The 20,191-nt window shown below is 68.5% G+C and carries 23 protein-coding genes; 12 read left to right on the forward strand and 11 right to left on the reverse strand.

The annotated features are described in order from the left end of the window. Positions 1-284 precede the first annotated feature (284 nt). On the reverse strand, positions 285-572 hold the full coding sequence (locus PK606_RS14265) for a hypothetical protein (RefSeq protein ID WP_324564920.1): 288 nt from the start codon (positions 570-572) through the stop codon (positions 285-287). 178 nt (positions 573-750) lie between these two features. On the opposite strand from PK606_RS14265, the gene PK606_RS14270 reads away from it, so the two are divergent. Continuing rightward, positions 751-1,668 (forward strand): LysR family transcriptional regulator, encoded by a 918-nt coding sequence (locus PK606_RS14270; RefSeq protein WP_324564921.1) that lies wholly within the window; start codon positions 751-753, stop codon positions 1,666-1,668. Positions 1,669-1,783: 115 nt separating this feature from the next. Here the strand turns inward: PK606_RS14270 and PK606_RS14275 are convergent, their stop codons facing one another. Both PK606_RS14275 and PK606_RS14280 read right to left on the reverse strand, forming a co-directional pair. Beyond that, complete coding sequence (locus tag PK606_RS14275; RefSeq protein ID WP_324564923.1) at positions 1,784-2,473, reverse strand: dienelactone hydrolase family protein; 690 nt, start codon at positions 2,471-2,473, stop codon at positions 1,784-1,786. Positions 2,474-2,555: 82 nt separating this feature from the next. Further along, on the reverse strand, positions 2,556-3,155 hold the full coding sequence (locus tag PK606_RS14280) for a 2-hydroxychromene-2-carboxylate isomerase (RefSeq protein WP_324564924.1): 600 nt from the start codon (positions 3,153-3,155) through the stop codon (positions 2,556-2,558). A gap of 72 nt (positions 3,156-3,227) precedes the next feature. On the opposite strand from PK606_RS14280, the gene PK606_RS14285 reads away from it, so the two are divergent. Together PK606_RS14285 and PK606_RS14290 are read left to right on the forward strand one after the other, a co-directional pair. Further along, positions 3,228-3,980, forward strand: coding sequence for an SDR family oxidoreductase (locus PK606_RS14285; protein ID WP_324564925.1), 753 nt, complete (start codon positions 3,228-3,230; stop codon positions 3,978-3,980). Between the two features lie 46 nt (positions 3,981-4,026). After that, positions 4,027-4,524, forward strand: coding sequence for a MaoC family dehydratase (locus PK606_RS14290; RefSeq protein WP_324564927.1), 498 nt, complete (start codon positions 4,027-4,029; stop codon positions 4,522-4,524). 24 nt (positions 4,525-4,548) lie between these two features. Here PK606_RS14290 and PK606_RS14295 read toward each other — a convergent pair whose 3' ends face one another. Next, the gene (locus PK606_RS14295) at positions 4,549-5,046 is read right to left on the reverse strand and encodes a DUF421 domain-containing protein (RefSeq protein ID WP_324564928.1); all 498 of its coding nucleotides are present in this window, start codon (positions 5,044-5,046) and stop codon (positions 4,549-4,551) included. Between the two features lie 73 nt (positions 5,047-5,119). Here PK606_RS14295 and PK606_RS14300 point away from each other — a divergent pair, with 73 nt between their 5' ends. Then, complete coding sequence (locus tag PK606_RS14300; RefSeq protein ID WP_324564930.1) at positions 5,120-5,521, forward strand: DUF2784 domain-containing protein; 402 nt, start codon at positions 5,120-5,122, stop codon at positions 5,519-5,521. A gap of 6 nt (positions 5,522-5,527) precedes the next feature. Here the strand turns inward: PK606_RS14300 and PK606_RS14305 are convergent, their stop codons facing one another. The 7 genes from PK606_RS14305 to hemB form a co-directional block, all read right to left on the reverse strand. After that, positions 5,528-6,265, reverse strand: coding sequence for an aldolase (locus PK606_RS14305; RefSeq protein WP_324564931.1), 738 nt, complete (start codon positions 6,263-6,265; stop codon positions 5,528-5,530). A gap of 14 nt (positions 6,266-6,279) precedes the next feature. Next, positions 6,280-6,924: an ABC-type transport auxiliary lipoprotein family protein gene (locus PK606_RS14310; RefSeq protein WP_324564932.1), complete on the reverse strand. Its 645-nt coding sequence runs from the start codon at positions 6,922-6,924 to the stop codon at positions 6,280-6,282. Between the two features lie 10 nt (positions 6,925-6,934). Further along, positions 6,935-7,942: an MlaD family protein gene (locus PK606_RS14315; protein ID WP_324564933.1), complete on the reverse strand. Its 1,008-nt coding sequence runs from the start codon at positions 7,940-7,942 to the stop codon at positions 6,935-6,937. A gap of 7 nt (positions 7,943-7,949) precedes the next feature. Next, positions 7,950-8,834 carry an ABC transporter ATP-binding protein gene (locus PK606_RS14320; protein ID WP_502920852.1) on the reverse strand — a complete coding sequence of 295 codons (885 nt, stop codon included), beginning with the start codon at positions 8,832-8,834 and terminating at the stop codon, positions 7,950-7,952. Between the two features lie 211 nt (positions 8,835-9,045). Then, a complete protein-coding gene (locus tag PK606_RS14325; protein ID WP_324564934.1) occupies positions 9,046-10,164 on the reverse strand; it encodes an MlaE family ABC transporter permease in 1,119 nt (372 codons plus the stop codon). A 145-nt stretch (positions 10,165-10,309) separates the two neighbouring features. Further along, positions 10,310-11,467, reverse strand: coding sequence for a magnesium transporter CorA family protein (locus tag PK606_RS14330; protein ID WP_324564935.1), 1,158 nt, complete (start codon positions 11,465-11,467; stop codon positions 10,310-10,312). Positions 11,468-11,495: 28 nt separating this feature from the next. Continuing rightward, a complete protein-coding gene (hemB, locus tag PK606_RS14335; RefSeq protein WP_324564936.1) occupies positions 11,496-12,503 on the reverse strand; it encodes a porphobilinogen synthase in 1,008 nt (335 codons plus the stop codon). 276 nt (positions 12,504-12,779) lie between these two features. Between hemB and PK606_RS14340 the strand changes: the two genes are divergently transcribed. The 8 genes from PK606_RS14340 to fusA form a co-directional block, all read left to right on the forward strand. Beyond that, entirely contained in the window at positions 12,780-13,208 is a 429-nt protein-coding gene (locus PK606_RS14340) for a CopD family protein (protein ID WP_324564938.1), read from the forward strand. Positions 13,209-13,230: 22 nt separating this feature from the next. After that, positions 13,231-14,496: a VanZ family protein gene (locus tag PK606_RS14345; RefSeq protein WP_324564939.1), complete on the forward strand. Its 1,266-nt coding sequence runs from the start codon at positions 13,231-13,233 to the stop codon at positions 14,494-14,496. Further along, complete coding sequence (locus tag PK606_RS14350) at positions 14,493-14,834, forward strand: (2Fe-2S) ferredoxin domain-containing protein (protein WP_324564940.1); 342 nt, start codon at positions 14,493-14,495, stop codon at positions 14,832-14,834. The genes PK606_RS14345 and PK606_RS14350 overlap by 4 nt, the downstream gene beginning before the upstream one ends. A gap of 97 nt (positions 14,835-14,931) precedes the next feature. After that, a complete protein-coding gene (locus tag PK606_RS14355; protein WP_324564941.1) occupies positions 14,932-15,570 on the forward strand; it encodes an alpha/beta hydrolase in 639 nt (212 codons plus the stop codon). A gap of 48 nt (positions 15,571-15,618) precedes the next feature. Further along, positions 15,619-16,776, forward strand: a complete 1,158-nt coding sequence (locus PK606_RS14360) for a D-alanyl-D-alanine carboxypeptidase family protein (RefSeq protein ID WP_324564942.1) — start codon at positions 15,619-15,621, stop codon at positions 16,774-16,776. A 185-nt stretch (positions 16,777-16,961) separates the two neighbouring features. Then, positions 16,962-17,339, forward strand: a complete 378-nt coding sequence (gene rpsL, locus PK606_RS14365; RefSeq protein WP_324564943.1) for a 30S ribosomal protein S12 — start codon at positions 16,962-16,964, stop codon at positions 17,337-17,339. Between the two features lie 202 nt (positions 17,340-17,541). Next, complete coding sequence (gene rpsG / locus PK606_RS14370; protein ID WP_324564945.1) at positions 17,542-18,012, forward strand: 30S ribosomal protein S7; 471 nt, start codon at positions 17,542-17,544, stop codon at positions 18,010-18,012. A gap of 122 nt (positions 18,013-18,134) precedes the next feature. Continuing rightward, positions 18,135-20,191, forward strand: a 2,057-nt coding sequence (fusA, locus tag PK606_RS14375; protein WP_324564946.1) for an elongation factor G, incomplete at its 3' end; no start/stop codon positions are given.

A 20,191-nucleotide genomic window follows, 5' to 3' on the forward strand; every position in this document is an offset into this window, starting at 1 on the left:
TCATGGCTCCATCCTCTCAAAGAACGGAGACTCCCCTAAACCCGGGGCGGTTCAGGCGGCCTGCTTTACCTATTGCGTGAGCACGTTGGAGTGATTGCCAGGATCGCTGCGTAACGACCTTACGGCACTTTGGTTGAGGGGCTGCCCGGTGTGTTTCTGCTGCGTAGTCATGGGATGACTGCCGCAAGGAAAAACGGCGCCTGACCATGACCTGGTCAGGCGCCGTGCTGCACTGGCTGCAAACCAGGCTGCGATGGCGGCGCCCTGCCGGGCGCCGGCCGCGATCAGCTGCGGTTGCCGACTGCCGGACGGAAGCCCTTGGCGAAGGCTTCACGGGTCTGGGCGCGCACTTCGGCGCGGGTGACGGCCGAGTCGCTGGCGACGGCCACGACGCCGGACTGCTCGCCCGCGGCGACCTGCTGGATCGACGCTGGCGCGCGCTCGGTGCTGACGGCCACGGCGGCTTCGTTGAGGAACAGCGGGCCTTCGCCGGCAGCGGGCGTCTGGGCGAAGGCGTTGCTGGCCAGCAGCAGGGCGGCGGCGGAAGCGATGGTGGCGGTGAACTTGGTCATGGTGAAACTCCTGAAGAAATACGGGTGAATGAACTCTGGACAACCGGCGTCGCCGCCGGGCTTGGGGTCGGTGGCTGGTGTGCAGCGCGTCCGATGGCATGAAGTTTGGGGCTGCGGGGTCGTTGAGAAAACCACCTGCAAGTGAACAGACAATTTCCGCTCAGGAAATAATCGAGGCATGGACTCACTCGATCTAATCCAGACCTTCCGCGAAGTGGCGCGTCGCGGCAGCTTCTCGGCGGCGGCACGCGCGCTCGACATGTCGCCGGCCAACGTCAGCAAGTACGTCGCCGCGCTGGAAAAGCGCTTCGATGTGCGCCTGTTCAACCGCACCACGCGCAAGGTCTCGCTGACCGACGCCGGCGAGCTGCTGTACGAGCGCAGCGGCCCGGTGCTGGAACTGGTGCAGATGACCGCCAGCGAACTGCAGGAGCGCGCCACGCGGCCGAGCGGCCGGCTCACCGTGACCGCGCCGCACGCGCTGGCGCACGCCGGCCTGCCGGCGCTGATGGGGCGCTACCTGACGCTGTATCCCGAGGTGTCGCTGAATTTGCGGCTGTCCAACCGCCAGGTCGACCTGGTGGAGGACGGCGTCGACCTGGCCTTGCGCGTGGGGCCGATCCGCGACCAGAACCTGATCGTGCGGCGGCTGGCGCCGCTGGAACGGGTGCTGGTGGCCTCTCCGGCCTACCTGCACCAGCACGGCGTGCCGGAGCATCCGCGCGATCTGGTCGAGCACCGCGCGCTGAACGTCAACCGTGCCGGGGAGCCGGCGCGCTGGGCCTTCGTCGAGCGCGGCAAGCCGTTCGAAGTGGCGCTGCAGCCGCATGTCGACGTCAACGACGTCTCACCGCTGCTGACGCTGGCGCTGATGGACGTGGGCATCGCCTACATGGCGCTGCCGCTGGCGCGCCCGCACCTCGAAAGCGGCAAGCTGGTGAAGGTGCTGGAACCCTTCGTGCCGCAGGATTTCTGGGTCTTCGCCGCCTACATGCAGCGGCGCCACAACAGCGCCGCGCTGATGGCACTGCTGCAGCATCTGGAGAACGAGCTGTCGCGGCCGGACAGCGCGTTCCAGCTCACGCCGAAGTGTTGATGGGCGGGGTGGCAAAACAAGACCATCCAAGGTCTTCCCTGCATCTTCTGCGTTGGCTGCGTGATTCCTGCGTCCTCGGCGTCCGGTATTCGAACCCGATTCAAGCTTACAGATTTCAGCCCAGGTGCTTGTCGAAGAAGGCCAGCGTGCGCTCGCGTGCCAGCTTGGCCGCGGCTTCGTCCCAGGAACCGCGCTGGTCGCAGTTGAAGCCGTGCTGGGCCGGGTAGATGTGCACCTCGACCTCCGGATGGGCCTGCCTGAACGCCTCGACACCATCCATCGGTACCCACTGGTCGCGATCCGACAGGTGCGCCATCACCGGCACCCTGGGCGTGCGCGCGATCTCGTCCGGCTGCGTCATGCCGCCGCCGTAGTAGGGCGCGGCGGCCGAGAGGCCGTCCAGCGTGCAGGCGGCGCGCCAGGTCAGCAGGCCGCCCCAGCAGTAGCCGACGATGCCGACCTTGCCGCCGCTGGCCTGCGCCGCGTGGTCGATGGCGGCCTGGATGTCCTGCATCACGCCGGGCGCGCGCAGGTGCTCCACCGCCTGCTTGAGACGGAAGCCCTCGCCGATGTCGGCTTCGGTGTAGCCGAGTTCGACGCCGGGCTTGACGCGCTGGAAGGTGCTGGGCGCCACCGCCAGCCAGCCGTCGGCCGCGTAGCCGTCGGCCACCGCGCGGATGTGCGAGTTGACGCCGAAGATCTCCTGCAGCACCACCACGGCGCCTTTCGGCTTGCCGGCCGGCGTGGCCACGTAGGCGGGAATCTTCTGGCCGTCGGCGGCCGTGAGGTCGGTGAACTGTCCCATGTCTGGTGTGCTCCTTGCTTGCGGATGGGTGCGGGCACCGCTGGCGCGGCCCCCGCGGCGTGGTTGATCGGGCTGACCGACGCTACATGCCCAGCTTGCGGGCGACGAAATCCAGCCGGTCCTGGCCCCAGAACAGCTCGCCGTCGATGACGTAGGTCGGCGCGCCGAACACGCCGGCGTCGATGGCGGCCTGGGTGTGGGCATCGTAGCGTGCCCGGATGTCGGCCTCGCGCGAGCGCGCCAGGCGCTCGGCCGGCAGGTCGGTTTCCTCCAGCAGTTCAGCCAGCGTGCCGTCGCTGGCGATGTCGCGCTCCTCGCGCCAGCAGGCGGCGAACACGGCGCCGGCCAGCTGCATCGCGGCCGCCATGCCGTCGAGCTGGGCCACGGCCGTGATCAGCAGCGCGGCCGGGTTGCCATCGACCGGGAAATGCTTCGGCTGCGGTCGCAAGGGCAGGTCCAGGTGCTCGGCGAAGCGCTGCAGTTCGACCAGCCGGTAGGCCTGGCGCTGCGGCGCGCGCTTGGGCAAGGGCAGGCCGCCCGAGAGCGGGAAGATGCGCCCGTAGTCCACCGGCAGCACCGCCACCTCGCGCCGGCTGGCGCGCAGCAGGTCAGTGAAGCGTGCGTGGCCGAGATAGGTCCAGGGGCTTTGCGGCGTGAAGTAGTACAGCACGGTACGGCTCATGCGTGTCTCCTGAATAATGCGTGCGGTCAGACGCGGTTATACGCGCTGGACGATTCTTGCAGGAGGTGGAACTTGGCGGCAGACAAGGTATTGCTGGTCACCGGCGGCAGCCGGGGCATCGGCGCGGCAACGGCACGGCTGGCGGCGGCCCAGGGCTGGTCGGTGGCGGTCAACTACGCCGCCAACTCGCTGGCGGCCGACGAGGTGGTGCGCGCGATCCGCGCCGGCGGCGGTACCGCGATCAGCGTGCGGGCCGACGTGGCCGAGGAGGCGCAGGTGCTGCGCATGTTCGAGCATGTCGATGCGAAGCTGGGGCGCCTCACGGGCCTGGTCAACAACGCCGGCGTGGTCGATGTGGCGCAGCAGGTGGCCGAGCAGAGCGTGGCGCGCTGGCGCCGCATGTTCGACATCAACGTGATCGGTTCGCTGATCTGCGCGCGCGAGGCGGTGCGGCGCATGAGCATGGTCCATGGCGGCGCCGGCGGCAGCATCGTCAACGTGTCGAGCGCGGCGGCGCGGCTCGGTTCGCCCAATGAATACGTCGACTACGCGGCCGCCAAGGCGGCCATCGATGCCTTCACCATCGGCCTGGCCAAGGAGGTCGGCGGCCAGGGCATCCGCGTCAACGCCGTGCGGCCAGGCCTGATCGACACCGAGATCCACGCGAGCGGCGGCCGGCCCGACCGCGTGGAGCAGCTCAAGGGCGGGGTGCCGATGCAGCGCGGCGGCACTGCCGACGAAGTCGCGCAGTTGATTGTGTGGCTGCTGTCGGATGCGGCAAGCTACACCACCATGAGCCTGATTGACGTGTCCGGCGCGCGTTGAGCGCGGCCGTCGACCAGCGTAAAGCCCTACCCGAAGAGGAATCATCTTGACCGACGCCGCATCGCCCGCCTATACGCAAAAGAACATCAGGTACTACTGGGAAGACCTGCCCGTCGGCACCACGCTGGACATCGGCAGCATCACCGTCGACCGCGACGAGGTGATCGATTTCGCCGGCAAGTACGACCCGCAGCCGTTTCACCTGAACGAGGAGGCTGCCGCTCGCTCGATGTTCGGCAAGCTCTCGGCCAGCGGCTGGCACACCTGCGCCATGGCGATGGGCCTGATGGTGCGCAACTTCCTGCATGAGTCGTCGAGCCTCGGCTCGCCCGGCCTGGAGAAGATCAAGTGGTTGAAACCCGTCTATCCGGGCGACACGCTGACGCTGAAGCAGACCATCACCGAATCGCGCCCGATGAATTCGCGCCCCGACGTCGGCCTGACGCGCACGCTGTGGGAGATGTTCAACCAGCACGGTGAGCAGGTGCTGCTGATGGACGGCTACGGCATGTTCCGGCGCCGCACACCGGGCAACGGCGCCTGAGCAGATAGCTCGCGTCGCCGGCGTTCAGCCATCCAGCGCCACGCCGCGCGCCGAATCGCGGTTGCGCAGCACCACGGTGATCTGGCCGTTGGTCTCGATGGTGGCACGCTCGACCTCGTGCGTGTGCAGGCAGCCGGCGGCGCGCAGCGCGGCCAGCACGTCGTCGTCGGTCAGGCGCTCGCTGCGCAGGGTTTCGGCGTCGACCTGGCCGGCCTCGATCAGGCGCTTGGGCGCGCCGTCGATCCAGCGTGCCAGCCGCGGGCTGCGCCAGGCCAACTGCGAGACGATCATGTGGCAGCCGATCAGCGTCAGGGCGCTGACCAGCCCGCCCACGAGCGAGTTGTCGCCGGCGTTCATCGAGTTCTGCACCGCGTTCGACAGGATCAGGAGCAGGACCAGGTCGAACGGGTCGTACTGACCGATCTGGCGGCGCCCGGTCAGGCGCAGGAACACCAGCAGGAACAGGTACACCACCACGCCACGGACGACGAATTCCCACCAGGGCACGCTGAGATCGAACATGGAACACTCCGGCTGCAAGGGATCGGACTGGAAGCGGGTCCGCTTCCAGCGCCATCTTGCCTGAGCCATCGCCATGTCCGTCACCACCGCCGCCCTGCTTGCCGACGCCATGCTGGCGCTGCACCTGGGCGTCGTGCTGTTCGTGGTCGGGGGGCTGCCGTACGTGCTGCTCGGTTATCGGCGTGGCTGGCGCGGCGCGCGTTCGCTGATGTTTCGGCTGGCGCACCTGCTGGCGATCGGCATCGTCGCCGCACAGGCCTGGCTGGGGCGGTTGTGCCCGCTGACCGTGTGGGAAATGGCGCTGCGCCAGCGTGCGGGGCAGGCGAGCTATGGCGAGAGCTTCGTGGCGCACTGGCTCGGGCGCCTGCTGTACTGGGATGCGCCGGGCTGGGTGTTCACGGCTGCCTACACGCTGTTCGGGCTGGCGGTGCTGGCCGCCTGGTGGTGGCTGCCGCCCGAGCGACGCCGCGGTTGAGCAGGGTTAGACCGTGCGCCGCAGCGCCTCGAAGAACAGTTCGGACTGCAGGCGCTCGCCCTGCATCTGCGCCGCCACACTGGCGGCCAGTTCCTCGGCCACCGGCACCAGTGGCCTGCCGCTTGACTGCGCCAGCAGCTGCGCCTGGCAGGCGCGCTCGAGGTAGTACAGGTCGTCGTAGGCGTGGTCGATACGGGCGCCGCAGACGATGACGCCGTGGTTGCCGAGAAAGGCCACGTCCGCCTGGCCGATGGCGCGCGCGATGCGCTCGCCCTCGCCGTGGTCGAGCGCCAAGCCGTTGTAATGCGCGTCGATCGCCAGCCGGCCGTGGTAGCGCATGGCGTTCTGCGACAGGCGCGTGTCGAGCGCGCGCTCCTCGGTCAGTGTCAGCGCGGTGGCGTGCGGCATGTGGGTGTGCAACACGCAGGCCTGGCCGGTGAGGCGGTGCACGGCGGCGTGGATGTACATGGCGGTCGGCTCGACCTCGTGACGGCCGGCCAGCTTGTTGCCGTCGAAATCGACCAGCACGATGTCCTCGGTGCGGATCTCGCTCCACAGCAGGCCGCGCGGATTCAGCAGGAAGCGCTCGGAACCGTCCGGTAATTCGATGCTGAAGTGGTTGCACACGCCCTCGGCCAGGCCGTGGTGCGCGGCGGCGCGCAGCGCCAGCGCCAGGTCGGCGCGCAGGCGGCGCACGGACGGGGCGTCGAAGTCGAGCCGGGGTTTGGCGGCAACGGTGTCCATGGCGAATGGCTCCTTCAGCGTGGCGGCGGCAGCGCGTTGACCCAGGCGACGACTTGCCGCACCGCTTCGTCGGTGGCGGCGCGCAGCGCCGTCACACCGCCGACCGCATCGGCCGTGGCCGCCGGCTGGCGCACGCTGAAGGTGCGCTGGCCGAGCAGGCGGCTGGTCTTGGCGGTGGGCGCGATCGCGGTCACGCGCAGGCGCACCACGCCCTCGCTCGCCTCGGGCGACGAGAAGATCTGCGCGAACTCGTCCAGCTCGGCGCGCAACTCGATCTGCGCCAGTCCGGCGCCGGCCTCGACCACCGGACGCGTGGCCGAGAAGGCCTCGCGCAGGCGCTGGGTGATGAGCTGCGGCGGCGACATGGTCCAGCGCGCCTGCGCATAGGGGCGCGGCTGCTGGCCGCCGTCGCTGTGCGCCAGGCGGTAGATGATGGCGGTGCCGTCGATGGCGGCGCTGGATTCGACCCGGTCGAGCGCCAGCGCCGGTCCGTCGGGGGCAGCGTCGGCGGCCACCGGCAGCGGCGGGCCGAGGTCGTAGGGCTGCGGGCGTACCGGCTTGTCGGGCAGCGGCAGTGCGCAGCCGGTCAGCGCCAGCATCAGGGCGGCCGCGGCGATCCTGATGCCGGCGGCGCGGGCGCGATCGGAGATCGATGTCATGTGCGTGTCCTCAACGTGGTGCGGCGGGCGCGGCCGGCGCGGGCGTGCCGGCGGGGGTTTCTCCGAAACCGGGCTCGCCTGGTCCGGGCGGGATGGCACCGCTGCCGTAGATGAAGGACTGCGGGTTCTCGCCCAGCGTGTTGGCGATGCGGTCGAGCCGGCGGATGGTGCGGCTGGCATCCTCGGTCAGGCTCTGGATGCGCGGCAGCGTGGTGGCGGTGACGGTGTTGGCGCTTTCGCTCAGCTGATCGACCACGCCTCCCTTGCCGGCGACCTGGTCGACGGCACGCTTGACGTCGCCAGCCACGCTGTCGAAGCTGGCCACGGTCTGCTGGGTCTGCCGGGCCGCGGTCTCGATCGACTTCAGCGCGCTGCCGGCCTGGCGCACCAGGCCCGGGATGTCGGTGCGCGCCGGGTCGAGCTGCGCCTTGATGGTCTTGTCGGTGGTTTCGGCCAGCTGGCGGGTGCTCCGGGCGGCCTCGCCGATTTCCTTCAGTGCGGTGCTGAAGGCGACCTGGTTGTCGTCGCTCAGCACCTGGTTGACGCGCTCGGTGATCTGCCCGACCTTGTCGGCCAGGTCGTTGGCCATGTCGGTCAGCTGGCCCAATGCGCTGGGCTTGAGCGGGATGCGCGGTGGCCCGTTGGGGCCGGGCGGCAGCGGTTCGGCCGAACCGCCCTGATCGTCTAGCTGTATGAATGACAGGCCGGTGACGCCCTGGAACGCCAGCGTGGCGAAGGTCGACTGGCTGACCGGCGCGTCCGGTGACACCGCCAGCCGCACCAGTACCTGGGCGCGGTCGGCCGGGTCGAAGCCGATGTCGGTCACCTTGCCGACCGCCACGCCCTTGTAGCGCACCGCCGCCTGCGGCTGCAGGCCGCTGACGGCTTCCTTGCTGACCAGTTCGTAGGCGACGGTGTTGACCTCGTCGCGCAGCAGCCACATGGCCAGGCCGATGAGCAGCGCCGTGACCGCCAGCACGAAGGCGCCGGCAGCCAGGGCATGGGCTTTGTTTTCCATGGTGGTTCTATTGTCCTTTGGCCGGTGGGTCGGCACGCCGCTGGCGCAGCAGTTCCATGGCGCGCTGGCCGCGTTCGCCGAGGAAGAAGTGGCGGATGAAGGGGTGGTCGAAGGCCAGCACCTCGGGCACCGGTGCGGCGATGACCACATGCTGGTCGGCCAGCACGGCGACGCGGGTCGACAGCTCGAACAGCGTGTCGAGATCGTGCGTGACCATCACCACCGTCAGGCCCAGGTCCTGGTGCAGCGAGCGCAGCAGGGTGACGAAGGCGTCCGAGCTGTCGGGATCGAGCCCGGCGGTCGGCTCGTCGAGCATCAGCAGCGGTGGGTCCATGATCAGCGCGCGCGCCAGCGCCACGCGCTTGATCATGCCGCCCGACAGCTCGGACGGCATCTTGTGCGCGTCGCTCGCCTTCAGGCCGACCATCTGCAGCTTCAGCAGCGCCGCCTCGCGCGCCAGCTCGTCCGGCAGGGCGCGCGTTTCGCGCAGCGGAAACGCGATGTTGTCGAGCACGCTGAAGGCCGAGAACAGCGCGCCTTGCTGGAACAGCATGCCGACGCGCGCGGCGGCACCGGCGCGCGACAGTTCGCGCACCGGCTGGCCCAGCACTTCCACGCTGCCCTGGTGCGGCCGGTTCAGGCCCAGCATCTGGCGCAGCAGCACCGTTTTGCCGGTACCCGAGCCGCCGACCAGGGTCAGCACCTCGCCGCGGTAGACGGTGAGGTCCAGATCCTTGTGCACCACCACCTGGCCGCCGCCGGGCACCGGGAACACGCTCCACAGCCCGCGCACCTCGATCATCGGCTCGCCCTGCTCGGGCAGCGGCGGCGGCGCCTCGTCGTGCTGCTCGGCGACCGGAGCCGGCGTGACTGCTTCGGCTTCGGCGCTCATGCAACCTGCCCTCCGAAATGACCGATGGCCGCGGAGCAGGCCACGCCAGCGGCCGCCATGGAGCGGGCTTGGCCCGGCCATCGGCGGCGCCCCTCTGGGGGGCTGAGGTCCGCGGCTCCGGACCTGCCAGTGCAGGTCTGGACGGACCGAAGGGCCGTCGCGTCTGGCGACGAGCACGTGGCGCGAACTGGCTCAGGGGGGAGCGTCATCTCTACATGCCGACTTTCTTGAACAGCACCGCGAACAGCGCGTCGATCAGGATCACCGCCGTGATCGAGGCCACCACCGAAGCCGTGGTGCCCTGGCCCAGGCTCTCGGTGTTCGGCTTGACGCGCAGGCCGTAGTGGCAGCCGATCAGCGCGATCGAGACGCCGAACACCACCGACTTGGCGCAGGCCAGCCACAGGTTCGACACCCGCACCACCTTGGGCAGCATCTCCAGGAAGTAGCTCGGCGTGATGCCGAGCGTGATGTCGGCCGCCAGCATGCCGCCGACCAGCGCCGCCAGCGTGGTCCAGACTGCGATCAGCGGCATGGCGATGGCCAGCGCCAGCGCGCGCGGCAGCACCAGCCGGAAGCCGGCCGGGATGCCGAGCACGCGCATCGCGTCGAGCTCCTCGGTGACGCGCATGACGCCGATCTGCGCCGTGATGGCCGAACCCGAGCGGCCGGCGATCAGCACCGCGCCCAGCAGCGGTCCCAGCTCGCGGATCAGTGCCAGCCCGAGGATGTTGACGATGAAGATCTCGGCGCCGAACTGGCGCAGCACCTGACTCATCAGGTAGGCCAGCACGACGCCGATCAGGAAGCCCACCAGCGCCGTGATCGGCAGCGCCTGCGCGCCGATGCGGTACAGGTGGCCCGAGAAGTCGCGCCAGGGCCCCCAGCGCGGCGCGCCGAGCAGGCGCAGGAAGTCCAGCAGCAGCTGGCCCATCAGGGTGACGAAGTCGCGCACCTGGGCGGCGGTCTGGACCACGCCCAGGCCGAGCCGGTCGATGCGCTGGGCCAGCGTGCCGCGGCGTCCGGCCGGCTCGGCCGGCGGGTGCGCGGCCACGCGCTCCAGCAGGGTGCGCTGCTCGGGGTGCAGCTCCAGTTGCGCCGGCCACTGGCGGCCCCAGTGGTTCCACAGCGCCAGCGCACCCAGGTGGTCGAGTCCGTCCAGCGCGCGCAGGTCCCAGGCTGCGGCCGAGCGCGCCTGTGCCAGCGCCGCGCTCACCGTGCGCCAGCCGCGCCCGGCCGTCAGCTGGGCTGCGGTCCACTCGCCGCGCGGCACGGCGCGCAGGCCCTGGTCGCTGGGCTGGGTCTCGAGTCGGGGGGTGGATTCGGGCATGCGCTTGCAACGATGGCTGAAGCGCGGCGCCGGTGCGGCAGCTTCATCCTGGGAGACGATGGTACCGGCTCGGCGTGAAGTCACGCATGGGCGCCAGGGGAATCCGCGCGTAGTCCCCGTCCGACGCCTCGGCCAGCTTGCCGCGTCAGCGCCGCGAACGCGTGATGTAGCGTCGGCGCCAGAAGATGACCACGATGGCGACGGCCAGCAGCACCAGCAGCGCCAGCGCCGCCCACATGCCCTCGGTGCTGTGGATCAGCGGCAGGTGCTGGAAGTTCATGCCGAAGAAGCCGGTGAACAGGTTCAGCGGCAGGAAGATGGCGGTCACCGCCGTCAGCGTGCGCATGATGTCGTTGGTGCGGTGGCCCTGGGCGCTGAAGTGGATCTGCACCGCGTTCTCGGCCGATTGCTCGAGCCGGCGCGCGTGGTGCAGCACGCGGTCGATGTGCTCCATGACGTCGCGGGCGCGCGCGACCAGCTGGTCGCTGCGCGCCTGCGCCAGCGCGGGGTCGGTGCCGAAGGCCGACAGCGGCAACTCGCGCAGCGTGTCGAGCCATTCCTGCATCGCGTCCTGCTGCTCCTCGCACAGGTCTTCCAGCAGATGCAGGCGGCGGCGCGCGTACATGATGGCGTTCCAGGTCGAGTGGTGCGGATCGGGCTTGAGCAGCTCGTTCTGCGACTGCTCCAGCTCGGTCGTGAGGTCCTTGCGCAACTCGAGGTAGCTGTCGACCATGGTGTTGATCATGCGCAGCACCACGTCCGCCGGCCCCTGCGGCAGGCGCGTGCGGGCGCTGGCCGCATCCAGGCTGAGTTTGGCGTCGGCCAGCTGGCGCTGGATGAAGCTGGTCGCGGTGTAGCAGCCGCTCGGGTGCACGCTGATCAGCAGCCGGTCGAAGACGACGAAGCCGACCGCGCGTGACTCGATGCGCGAGAACGCTTCCGGCAGCGGCGCCGTGCCAGGCTCGTAGGCGCCGGCGCCGCGGCTGTGGTAGCTGGCGATGGCGTTGCTGCGATCGGCGTCGTGCTGCACCTCGGCCAGGGTCGCCAGGCGGCGGAAGATCACCAGGTCGTAGACCGAGGTGCCGTCGTAGTGCGAGGGATGCTGGTCGCTGGCCAGGTCGATCAGGTGCACGTCGAGCACGGCCGAGCCACCCAGGCGCTGCGCGGCGGCCTGCAGCTCCGCCTGGTGGCGGATGAACTCGGTGCGGTCGAGATAAACCCAGACGAAGCCGTCGGCCGGTGCTGCGTCCGGAAACTGCTCGAGAAAGCGCAGGCTGCCGGCGGTGAACTCGACGATCTGCACGGGTGCGTGTCCTAGGCCGGCGGCGTGCTCAGCCCTTGGCCAGCAGGCGCGCGGCGTCGCGCGCGAAGTAGGTCAGGATGCCGTCGGCGCCGGCGCGCTTGAAGGCCAGCAGCGCCTCCATCATCACCAGGTCGTGGTCGAGCCAGCTATTCTGCGCTGCCGCCTTGAGCATGGCGTATTCGCCGCTGACCTGGTAGGCGAAGGTCGGCATACGGAATTCGTCCTTGACGCGCCGCACCACGTCCAGGTAGGGCATGCCGGGCTTGACCATCACCATGTCGGCGCCTTCGGCGATGTCGATGGCAACCTCGCGCAGCGCCTCGTCCGAGTTGCCGGGGTCCATCTGGTAGACCTTCTTGTTGCTCTTGCCCAGGTTGGCGGCCGAGCCGACGGCGTCGCGGAACGGGCCGTAGAAGGCGCTGGCGTACTTGGCACTGTAGGCCATGATGCGGGTGTGGATGTGGCCCTTGGCCTCCAGTGCCTGGCGGATGGCGCCGATGCGCCCGTCCATCATGTCGCTCGGCGCCACGATGTCGACGCCGGCCGCCGCCTGGGTCAGCGCCTGCTTGACCAGCTGGCCGACGGTCTCGTCGTTCAGGATGTAGCCGGTCTTGTCGAGCCAGCCATCCTGGCCGTGACTGGTGTAGGGATCGAGCGCGACGTCGGTCATGATGCCGAGTTCGGGGAAGCGCTTCTTCAGCTCCTTGACCACGCGCGGGACCAGGCCGCGCGCGTTGGCGGCCTCGCTGCCTTTCTCGTCCTTCAGCTTGGCATCGACCACCGGGAACAGCGCCATCACGGGAATGCCCAGCTTCACGCAGTCCTCGGCCACCGGCAGCAGCAGGTCGAGCGACAGGCGCTCGACCCCGGGCATCGAAGCCACCGCCTCGCGCTGGTTCTTGCCGTCCAGCACGAACACCGGGTAGATCAGGTCGTTGGCCGACAGTGCGTGCTCGCGCACCAGGCGGCGTGAGAAGTCGTCGCGGCGCAGGCGGCGCGGGCGATTGGCCGGGAAGGGGGCAAGAGGTGTATGCATGGTGAAAATTGTGCCTGAACAAACGCGTGTCGCGCGCGATGGCTGGCGTCACCTTTTCGCGACGGCCGGCACCGCGCACCACCGCGCACTATTGTTCAGATATGAAATCAAATGTTATAGTTATTTTGGGCGGCTTGCCGTCCCCCGCTTTTCCTCCCTGAGCGGGAGCCTTGATGTGTGACAGCAGACAGGCTTTTCAACCCCGGCCCCTTGGGCCGGGGTTTTTTATTGCCATCGGCCGGCGGCTGCGCGCCGACCCCGGGGACATAATTCATCATGCTCTGGGTCAAGTCCTTGCACATCGTGTTCATCACCAGCTGGTTTGCTGGCCTGTTCTACCTGCCGCGCATCTTCGTCAACTTGGCCATGGTGCCGCCCGAATCGGTGGCCGAGCGTGCGCGCCTGCTGCTGATGTCACGCAAGCTGTACCGCTTCATGACGTTGCTGGCCTGGCCGGCCGTGATCTTCGGCCTGTGGCTGTGGCTGGGCTACGGCATCGGCCTCGGGCCGGGCAGCGGTTGGATGCACGTGAAGCTGGCGATCGTGGTGCTGCTGATCGCCTACCATCTGTATTGCGGGCGGCTGCTGGCGCGCTTCGAGCGCCAGCAGGAACTGCGCGGTCATGTCTGGTTCCGCTGGTTCAACGAGGCGCCGGTGCTGATGCTGCTGGCGGTTGTGCTGCTGGTGGTGCTGAAGCCGTTCTGACGGCGCGCCGGCAGGCCAGCAGGTGAACCGCTACAAGTCCGCCGCGCTGCCGCTGGGCCTGTTCTATGCAGCCCTGATCGTCTACGCCAGCCTGTTTCCGTTCACCGGCTGGCGCGACCAGGGGCTGGCGCCCTGGGCCTTTCTGTGGGCACCGTGGCCGCAGTACTGGACCCGCTTCGACCTGGTCGCCAACCTGGCCGGCTATGCGCCGCTGGGCTTTCTGCTGGCGCTGGCGCTGATGCGCATGCGGCGCGCCTGGCCGGCGGTGACGCTGGCCAGCACGGCGGCGGCGCTGCTGTCGTTCACCATGGAGAGCCTGCAGTCCTACCTGCCGCTGCGCGTGGCCTCCAACCTCGACCTGGGCCTGAACGCGGCCGGCGGCATGCTGGGCGCGTTGCTGGCCTTCGTGCTCGAACGGCTGGGCGCGATCGACCGCTGGCGCCGCTTTCGTGCCCGCTGGTTCGTGCGCAACTCGCGTGGGGCGCTGGTACTGCTGGCGCTGTGGCCGGTCGGCCTGCTGTTTCCGGCGCCGGTCGCGTTCGGGCTCGGCCAGGTGTGGGAGCGGCTGGAGGAAGGCGTGGCCGAACTGCTGCAAGACACGCCCTTCATCGAATGGCTGCCGTTGCGCGAACTGGAACTGCAGCCGCTGCTGCCGGGCGCTGAACTGGTGTGCGTGGCCCTGGGCGCGCTGGTGCCCTGCCTGCTCGGCTACACCGTGGTGCGGCACCGCGGCCGGCGCGTGCTGTTTGCGCTGTCGGCGCTGCTGGTGGGCATCGGCGTGTCGGCGCTCTCGGCCGGCCTGAGCTACGGGCCAGTGCACGCCTGGGCCTGGCTCAACCAGCCGGTGCAGCTCGGCCTGCTGCTGGCGGCGCTGGCGGCGCTGCTGCTGCTGCCGATGCCGGGCCGGGTCTGTGTGCTGGCGCTGATGCTGGTGCTGGTGGTGCAGGTGCTGCTGCTGAACGCGGCGCCGCAAAACCCCTACTTTGCGGTCACGCTGCAAGGCTGGGAGCAGGGCCGCTTCATCCATTTCCACGGCCTAGCGCAATGGGTAGGCTGGCTCTGGCCCTATGCGGCCTTCATCTACCTGCTCACGCGCCTGGGCCGGCCCGATGGCGGTCAGCCGCCGGCTGAGCCGGCCCGGCGCTCGCCGGTGCTGGCGGTGGCCGAATTCGTGGCGCTGGAGGGTGCGCAGGCGCCCAACTCGACACCCAATCCCGCGTCGCCACCCATGGACACCCCTATGCCGCCGGCACCGCCCGCCGGGGCCGAGCCTAGAATCGGCGCATGAGTGCTCCCGTCGCGCCCTACTTCCAGCGCCACATCTTCTTCTGCCTGAATCAGCGCACCAATGGCGAGGCCTGCTGCGCCGATCACGGCGCGCAGGCGGCGTTCGACCACTGCAAGGCGCGCGTCAAGGCCGAGGGGCTGGCGGGCCCGGGCAAGGTGCGCGTGAACAAGTCGGGCTGCCTCGATCGCTGCGCCGCCGGGCCGGTGGCGGTGGTATATCCGGAAGCGGTCTGGTACACCTATGTCGACCTCGAGGACATCGACGAGATCGTCGAATCGCACCTGAAGAACGGCGAGGTGGTCGAGCGCCTGCTGACGCCGCCGCATCTGGGACGCTGAAAGCCGGGCTCCGCGAGTGACGGCGCCGCGTGGCCGGTGATCCGGCACCGCTGTCGATTCGAATCACAAGCCCGGCCGCTATAATTAACGTAGCTGCATGAATGCCCAGACCCAATCCCTGACGCTGCACGGTCCGGCCGGTGCCATTGAGGCGCTGCTCGACCTGCCGGAGCCCGACCTGTTCGATGTACCGCTGGGCACCGTGGTGCTGGCGCATCCGCATCCGCAGTTCGGCGGCACCATGACCAACAAGGTGGTGCAGACCCTGGCGCGCGCCTGGGTGCAATGCGGCTGGCGCGCGCTGCGCTTCAATTTCCGCGGTGTCGGCGCCAGCGCCGGCAGCTACGACGAAGGCCGCGGCGAAGTCGACGACATGCTGGCCGTGGTGGCGCAAGGCGCGCCCGCCGATGGCGCGCTGGCGATCGGTGGCTTCTCCTTCGGTGCTTTCGTCGCCTGCCAGGTGATTGATGCGCTGCACCCGCAGCGGGCGATCACCAAGGCGGTGCTGGTGGGCACCGCCGCCTCGCGCTTCGAGGTCGCCCCGGTCCCCACCGAACTGCACCCGCAGACCCTGGTGGTGCACGGCGAGCACGACGACACCGTGCCGCTGGCCGCCGTCATGGACTGGGCGCGTCCGCAGCTGCTGCCGGTCACGGTGGTGCCCGGCGGCGAACATTTTTTCCATGGCCAACTGTCGCTGCTCAAGATGCTGGTCACGCGCCATGTGCGCGCCTGAGGCCATGAGCGCCAGCGGCCCTTCCATCCTGATTCCACACCTACATCCATGAACCGTTTCCTCAAGACACTTGCCGCGCTGGCGCTGTCCGCCGCGGCCCTTGCCAGCCATGCCCAGGCGCCGCAACCGCCCGAGGTGGCGGCCAAGGCCTATCTGCTGATGGACGTGACCGCCGGCCAGGTGCTGGCGGCGCAGGAGGTCGACACGCCGGTCGAGCCGGCTTCGCTGACCAAGCTGATGACTGCCTACCTGGTGTTCGACGCCCTGAAGGCCAAGAAGCTCACGCTCAACCAGACGCTGCCGGTGTCCGAGCGCGCCTGGAAGATGCCGGGCTCGCGCATGTTCATCGATCCCAAGATGCAGGTGCCGGTGGAGGATCTGCTCAAGGGCATGATCGTGCAGTCCGGCAACGATGCCACGGTGGCGCTGGCCGAGGGCGTGGCCGGCTCGGTCGAACGCTTCGTGCAGCTGATGAACGACCAGGCCAAGGCGTTGGGCCTGAGCAACACCTCGTACCGCAACCCGGAAGGCCTGACCGAGGCCGGCCACACCACCACGGCGCGCGATCTGGCGACGCTGTCGACACGGCTGCTGCACGACTTTCCGGAGTACGTGCACTACTACACCATCAAGAAGTACCGCTACCCGGGCACGCCGGCCAGCAACGACACCAACCGCAACCTGCTGCTGCACCGCGATCCGACGGTCGACGGCCTCAAGACCGGCCACACCAAGGCTGCCGGCTACTGCCTGGTGGCCACCGCCAAGCGTGATTTCCCGAACGTGAAGGGGCGACGGCTGCTGTCGGTGGTGCTGGGCGCCAGCAGCGAGGCGGCGCGTGCCAACGAGTCGCAGAAGCTGCTCAACTGGGGCTACACCGCCTACGAAGGCGTTAAGCTGTTCGACGCCGGCCAGGCGGTGGCGAGTCCGAAGGTGTGGAAAGGCAAGAGCGCAGAGCTCAAGCTCGGCCGTACCGAACCGGTGGTGGTGGCGGTGCCAACCGGCACCGCGGCCGAGGTCAAGACCGAGGTTGCGCGGCCGGAGCCGCTGGTCGCGCCGTTCCAGAAGGGTCAGGCGGTGGCTACGCTGAAGGTCAAGCGCGGCGATCAGCAGCTGGTCGAGCTGCCGCTGGTGGCGCTGGAGTCGGTGGAGGAAGCCGGTTTCCTGGGCCGCGCTTGGGATGCCATGCGCCTGTGGATCAGGTGATGCGCAGCGGCGCTGGCGCCGCCATTGCGGGCCAAGCGGCGTCGCGTTATACTTGAAGGCTTTCCCGCGATTGGGGCGGGGAATCTGCCTGCGCGTCACACCGAGGTCCTGACCGGCATCCGCTGCCGGGCGACCGGCCTGGTGTCGACGCGCTGAATCATCCAAGCGTTTAGGGACGTTTTTCAATGCCAACCATCAGTCAGCTGGTGCGTCACGGGCGGACGGTCGAGAAGATCAAATCCAAGAGCCCGGCGATGCAGAACTCGCCGCAGCGTCGCGGCGTGTGCACGCGCGTGTACACAACGACGCCCAAGAAGCCCAACTCGGCGCTTCGCAAGGTCGCCAAGGTGCGCCTGACCAACGGTTTCGAGGTCATCTCGTACATCGGTGGTGAGGGCCACAACCTGCAGGAGCACAGCGTGGTGCTGGTGCGCGGCGGCCGGGTCAAGGACTTGCCGGGTGTGCGCTACCACATCGTGCGCGGCTCGCTCGACCTGCAAGGCGTGAAAGACCGCAAGCAGGCGCGCTCCAAGTACGGCGCCAAGCGGCCGAAGAAGGCCTGATCGGCGTTCTGCGCAAGCAGGGAAGAAGCCGCAAAGGTCGGATTGTCATTTTTTGGTGCTTGAATCGGGTGGCAGACGGCCCCGGTCCAGGCGTAGTGGTCTTGAACAAAGATCAAGTAAGTGCAGGCTCCCGATGGGTCTGCGGGGCGTTCGGAGCAAACAGGACTACTCCGCCCGCCAACTGAAGCAAGTGAGGTGAAACATGCCACGTCGTCGCGAAGTCCCTAAGCGTGAAATCCTGCCGGATCCCAAGTACGGCAACGTCGAGCTGTCTAAGTTCATGAACGTGATCATGGAGGGCGGCAAGAAGGCGGTCGCCGAGCGCATCATCTACGGCGCGTTCGAGACCATGGAGAAGAAGAGCGGCAAGGATCCGCTCGAGCTCTTCATCACCGCCATCAACAACGTCAAGCCGATGGTCGAGGTCAAGAGCCGCCGCGTCGGTGGCGCCAACTACCAGGTGCCAGTGGAAGTGCGTCCGGTGCGCCGGCTGGCGCTGTCGATGCGCTGGATCAAGGAGGCCGCCCGCAAGCGCGGCGAGAAGTCGATGTCGCTGCGCCTGGCCAACGAGCTGCTGGAGGCCAACGAAGGCCGCGGCGGCGCCATGAAGCGCCGCGACGAGGTGCACCGCATGGCCGAAGCCAACAAGGCGTTCAGCCACTTCCGCTTCTAACCACACAGTTCGGCGTTCGGCGCTTTCGGCGTTGAGCGTGCGAAAAGGGCGGGTCGGTCGGCCCGCCGGTTTCTCGCTGAACGCCGGGCGCTCAACGCCCAACCTGCCCACAAGGATTCATCATGGCTCGCAAAACCCCCATCGAGCGCTATCGCAACATCGGCATCTCGGCGCACATCGACGCTGGCAAGACCACCACGTCGGAGCGCATTCTGTTCTACACCGGCGTGACCCACAAGCTGGGCGAGGTGCACGATGGCGCGGCCACGACCGACTGGATGGAGCAGGAGCAGGAGCGCGGCATCACCATCACCTCGTCGGCGGTGACCTGCTTCTGGAAGGGCATGGACCTGTCGCGCCCCGAGCACCGCATCAACATCATCGACACCCCGGGCCACGTCGACTTCACCATCGAGGTCGAGCGCTCGATGCGCGTGCTCGACGGCGCTTGCATGGTGTACTGCGCGGTCGGCGGCGTGCAGCCGCAGTCGGAGACCGTGTGGCGTCAGGCCAACAAGCACAAGGTGCCGCGCCTGGCCTTCGTCAACAAGATGGACCGCACTGGCGCCAACTTCTTCAAGGTCTACGACCAGATGAAGCTGCGCCTGCAGGCCAACCCGGTGCCGGTGGTGGTGCCGATCGGTGCCGAGGACAAGTTCCAGGGCGTGGTCGACCTGATCAAGATGAAGGCCATCATCTGGGACGAGGCGTCCCAGGGCATGAAGTTCGAATATCAGGACATCCCGGCCGACCTCGTCGACGTGGCCCAGGAGTGGCGCGAGAAGATGGTCGAGTCCGCCGCCGAGGCCAGCGAAGAGCTGATGAACAAGTACCTCGAAGAGGGTGACCTCTCCGAGGAAGACATCATCGCCGGCATCCGCCAGCGCACCATCGCCACCGAGATCCAGCCCATGCTGTGCGGCTCGGCGTTCAAGAACAAGGGCGTGCAGCGCATGCTGGACGCGGTGCTCGACTTCCTGCCCTCGCCCAAGGACATCCCGCCGGTGGCCGGCGAGGACGACAACGAGCAGCCGGTGACGCGCCAGGCCGACGACAACGAGAAGTTCTCGGCGCTGGCGTTCAAGCTGATGACCGACCCCTTCGTCGGCCAGCTGACCTTCGTGCGTGTCTATTCGGGCGTGCTGACCAAGGGCGACACGGTCTACAACCCGGTCAAGGGCAAGAAGGAGCGCATCGGCCGCATCGTGCAGATGCACGCCAACGAGCGTCAGGAGATCGAGGAAATCCGCGCCGGCGACATCGCCGCCTGCGTCGGCCTGAAGGACGTGACCACCGGTGAAACCCTGTGCGATCCGAGCGCCATCATCACGCTGGAGCGCATGGTGTTCCCCGAGCCCGTGATTTCGCAGGCGGTGGAGCCCAAGACCAAGGCCGACCAGGAGAAGATGGGCATCGCCCTGTCGCGCCTGGCCTCGGAAGACCCGTCCTTCCGCGTGCGCACCGACGAGGAGTCGGGCCAGACCATCATCTCCGGCATGGGCGAGTTGCACCTGGAGATCCTGGTCGACCGCATGAAGCGCGAGTTCAACGTCGAGGCCAACGTCGGCAAGCCGCAGGTGGCCTACCGCGAGACGGTGCGCAAGACCGTCACCGACGTCGAGGGCAAGTTCGTGCGCCAGTCGGGCGGCAAGGGCCAGTACGGCCACGTTGTCTTCACGCTGGAGCCGCAGGAAGCCGGCAAGGGCTTCGAGTTCGTCGACGAGATCAAGGGCGGCGTGGTGCCGCGCGAGTACATCCCGGCGGTGCAGAAGGGCGTCGAAGAGGCGCTGACCAGCGGCGTGCTGGCCGGCTACCCGGTGGTCGACGTGCTGGTGCGCCTCACTTTCGGCTCCTACCACGACGTCGACTCGTCCGAGCAGGCTTTCAAGATGGCGGCCATCTTCGGCTTCAAGGAAGCCGCTCGCAAGGCCAACCCGGTCATCCTCGAGCCCATGATGGCGGTCGAGGTCGAGACCCCGGAAGAGTACGCCGGCAACGTGATGGGCGACCTGTCGAGCCGTCGCGGCATGGTGCAGGGCATGGACGACATGGTCGGTGGCGGCAAGACCATCAAGGCCGAGGTGCCGCTGTCCGAGATGTTCGGCTACGCCACCACGCTGCGCTCGATGTCGCAGGGCCGCGCCACCTACACGATGGAGTTCAAGCACTACGCCGAGGC

Origin of the sequence: Ottowia sp., assembly GCF_035444425.1 — a bacterium.
Lineage (GTDB): Bacteria > Pseudomonadota > Gammaproteobacteria > Burkholderiales > Burkholderiaceae_C > Ottowia.